General features: G+C 65.4%; 5 protein-coding genes. All 5 read right to left on the reverse strand.

Annotated features, from left to right (window positions below):
- The coding region (locus tag ACE3UY_RS18250; protein ID WP_374688911.1) for a nucleotide pyrophosphohydrolase at positions 1-349 on the reverse strand (349 nt) is incomplete at its 3' end.
- Positions 346-771: a GxxExxY protein gene (locus ACE3UY_RS18255; RefSeq protein WP_374688912.1), complete on the reverse strand. Its 426-nt coding sequence runs from the start codon at positions 769-771 to the stop codon at positions 346-348. The genes ACE3UY_RS18255 and ACE3UY_RS18250, both read right to left, overlap by 4 nt.
- Before the next feature lie 54 nt (positions 772-825).
- A complete protein-coding gene (locus ACE3UY_RS18260; RefSeq protein WP_374688913.1) occupies positions 826-2,556 on the reverse strand; it encodes an amidase in 1,731 nt (576 codons plus the stop codon).
- A gap of 145 nt (positions 2,557-2,701) precedes the next feature.
- Complete coding sequence (locus tag ACE3UY_RS18265) at positions 2,702-3,037, reverse strand: hypothetical protein (RefSeq protein ID WP_374688914.1); 336 nt, start codon at positions 3,035-3,037, stop codon at positions 2,702-2,704.
- Positions 3,038-3,081: 44 nt separating this feature from the next.
- On the reverse strand, positions 3,082-3,438 hold the full coding sequence (locus tag ACE3UY_RS18270) for a hypothetical protein (RefSeq protein WP_374688915.1): 357 nt from the start codon (positions 3,436-3,438) through the stop codon (positions 3,082-3,084).
- Positions 3,439-3,695 lie beyond the last annotated feature (257 nt).

The following is a 3,695-nucleotide window of genomic DNA, read 5'->3' on the forward strand; positions in this document are numbered from 1 at the left end:
CCCCCCCGCCCCCCTGCCTCAGTTTCGGATTGTTCGCATGCCGCTCGCGATCGCGGGCGGTCTTCTTGATCAGCGTGGCCTCGAAGGCGGCGGTCAGGTCGACGCCGGTCTGGTTGGCCAGGCAGATGAGGACGAAGAGCACGTCGGCGAACTCCTCAGCCAGGTCGCGCCCCTCGTCCGACGGCTTGGCGCTCTGGTCGCCATAGCGCCGCGACATCACCCGGGCGACCTCGCCCACTTCCTCGACCAGGACGGCCAGGTTGGTCAGCTCCGAATAGTAGCGCACGCCCACCGTCCGGATCCACTCATCCACCCGTTCCTGACACTCCCTCAACGTGACGTCCATCATCGGCTCCCAGAGGAGTAATCCGCAGATTTGGCAGATTTGGCAGATTTTAAGAATGAGAGTGAGTAGCGGCGGTACTCAAGAGACTGGCCGCCGAAATTCAACAGCAGGCCTACCTCAAGATTTGTTGCTTTCAGGTAGTTTATCAGCTGAGATTCTTCAATCCCGCTCAATCGGGTTAAAGCCTTCAATTCCACAATGACTGAGGAGAAGCAGACAAAATCTGCCCGATAATGAATGGCAAGGGGACAACCCTTATAAAAGATGGGCAGATTGACTTCTCTGCTAAATGGTATTCCACGCTCCTTTAGCTCTACCATCAGCGCCTCTTGGTAGACGGCCTCCAAGAAACCGTGCCCAAGCTGTTTGTGAACTTCCATCGCTGCACCAATGATCGCATACGTACGAGGGTCTCGTTCAATCATCGTCTTTTCTTAATCTGCCCAATCTGCCTAATCTGCGGATGATTCTCTTCCTCTTCATGCCGGTTCGAGGTGCTGGCGGCCGGCGGCTTTGGGGCGCGTAACGCTGTCGAGGATGTCGTAGAAGACCGGCGGCCGGCGGCGGGGAGCGACGTGCTCGGCGGCGTAGGCCAGCCGCAACAACACGTGTTCCTCCCATGCCCGCCCCATCGCCTGCATCCCGATCGGCAGCCCGCGCCGGTCATACCCCACCGGGAAAGCGATGGCCGGCAGCCCCGTCAAATTGCCCGGCATGGCGAAACGCATCAACTCCGTCACCGCGCTCAGGTCCGACCAGCCGTCGCGCTCGCAATTGTCCGGCACGGTCGGGGCCGTCACCGCCGTGGCCGGCGTCAGGATAACGTCCACCGTCTTGAACGCCCGCCGGAAGTGGCCCAGCGCCCGCGTGCGCACCCGCTGCGCCTGCAAATAATCGAAAGCGGTCGTCGCCTTGCCCAGCGTCAGGTTCACCCGTGTGGACGGGCTTAGCTCCGGCCAGTGGGCAGCGTGGGCGTCCATGTTGCTCGCCATCTCGGCCAGGATGGTGACCGCCTGGGCCACGCGCATCTCGTCCAATTCAGGAATCTCCACCTCGCGCACGACCGCCCCCATCTCCGCCAGACGCTTCACCATCTCGTCGCAGTCGGCGACGATCTCCGGGTCGGCGTGCTCGAACCACGGCCGGTAGATGCCCAGCGTTAAGCCGTGCAGGTCGGTCTGATCCCACTGCTGGAACGACACGGGCGGCTGGTGCAGGCTATTGGGGTCGCGCGCGTCCGGCCCGGCGATGCAGGCATAGACCAGGGCCACGTCGGCCACCGTCGCGCCGATGGGGCCTAGATGGCCCATCGTCCAGGTCAGCGGGGCCGCGCCGTGCTCGCTGACCCGGCCGAACGTCGCCTTCAGCCCGACCATGCCCGTTAGCGCCGCCGGGATGCGGATGGAGCCGCCGCCGTCCGCGCCGATGGCGACGGGACAGAAGCCGGCGGCTACGGCGGCGGCCGAGCCGTTGGAACTGCCGCCAGCGTGGCAGGTCAGGCTGTACGGGTTGCGGATGATGCCGTAGTGCTCGTTGAAGCCGTCGGGGTTGATGCCGATCTCGTGCATGTTCGTCTTGCCGATCAGCAGCGCACCCGCGGCCCGCAGCCGGGCGACAATGGTCGCGTCGGTCGCCGCCGGCGTCTGGCCCAGGAAGCTGGTGCCCACCGTTGTGCCGTAAGGCGTCTGGTCAACCTCGTCCTTGACGGCCACGGGCACGCCGTCCAGCAGGCTTAGCGGCCGGCCGGCGCGGTGGCGCTCGGCCGAGGCGCGCGCCTGCTCGGCCAGGTCGGCGCGGTCGGTGGCCCGGAAGGCGCGCAGCGGGCGCGGGTCGTCGTCGGCATCGGCGATGGCCGCCAGCACGGCCTCGGACACCGCTTCCGGCGTCGTCGCCCCGTCGCGGTAGGCGCGGGCGTAATCGCTGATGGCGGCGAATGGCTCGCGGTTGGTGCGGCCGGCGATCTGCGCTTGCAAGGCGGCCCAATCGACCGGCGGCACGTCGCGCCACGCCCCGGCTTCCTCCAGCGCCAGCGGGAAGAAAGTCGGCGCGTCCTCGAACTCCCACTCGCGCAGGTTGGTCACGCCCCCTTGCTTCAACAGTTGGCCGAGCATCGCCCCGCGCAGCGCGCCATTATCGAGCGCGGCGCTGAACAGCCGCAGCGTGCGACCGTTGAGTTTGGGCAGGTCGAGGGAGGTGAGGTTGTAGGTCATAGTCGTGCCTCCTGAAGCAGTTGAATCATCCGCAGATTTGGCAGATTTGGCAGATTTAAGAAGGCTCTGCTGTGTGTAGCGTTAACCGCATACGGCGTTCTGGAAATCTGCCTAATCTGCCAAATCTGCGGATTAATGCTCTTCGTCACGGCCGGCGGTACCACCAGATGGTGACGCCCAAGGCCACCGCGCCCAGGACGATCCAGTTGAACGGCCGCGGCACGAACGCGGCCACGGCCAGCCCGCCGAACATGCCCAGCGTCGTGCCCAGCAGCATGCCGATCACGCGCCGCTGCATGGGATCCAGGCGGCGGCCGCGCTCGAACGTGGTTGGGGGCAGCGTCCAGATAGCCAGCGCGAAGAGGAAGAACAGGGAGCCGATGAGCGCGGCCAGCAGGCCGCCATAGGTCTCCTGGAGCCAGTACATGACGGCGATGCCGATGGCGAACAGGAGCAGGGTCAGAGCGATGCGAACGGCCACGAGCGGTGAACCTCCGGTAGGGGCGCGGCCGCCGCGAGCGGCGGTCAGGGAACGGTGGAATCGGATGGCATTGTCTTCTCGGCCGGCTGGCGCGCGCTGTCGTGCAGGAACCACAGCCCGACGAGCAGGATGAAGCCGGCGTAGAAGCCCACCATGACCCCTGCCCCCATAATTAGCGCCGCGCCCACGCCGCCCGTCACGATGAGCGAGGCGATAAGCGCCACGACGCCAGCCAGGACCAGGCCCCCCACTGTGTAAACCAGGCAGCCCGGCACGCCGAAGGTCGGTTCGCGGTTGCGCCGGAGATGCAGCCCATAGTCGATCAGGCCACCGGACAGGGCAACGGTGATGCCGATGGCCAACCCGATGAGAAAAAGGGTCAGATTACTACTGCCGGTCATACCGCGCTCACCTTGCGCAAGCGAGAGATTGTGGGAAGTCACGCGCCCCGCGGCGCATGCTCCCTTTATTCTAAGCCGGGATGATGGGGGAGGCAACTAAGTGGTGGAGGAGCGGGGGAGCAGGGGGGCAGGGGAGCGGGGGAGAAAGAGGATGCAATTCGGTGGGCTTGCCACCTGATACGAGCCCCTGCACCCCCGCTCCCCTGCTCTTTCAAGCCATCATGCGCGGCTGCCCCGTCGCCAGCAGCACGTTGTTC

It is taken from the genome of Promineifilum sp. (SeqCode) (assembly GCF_041918635.1).
Taxonomy (GTDB): domain Bacteria; phylum Chloroflexota; class Anaerolineae; order Promineifilales; family Promineifilaceae; genus Promineifilum.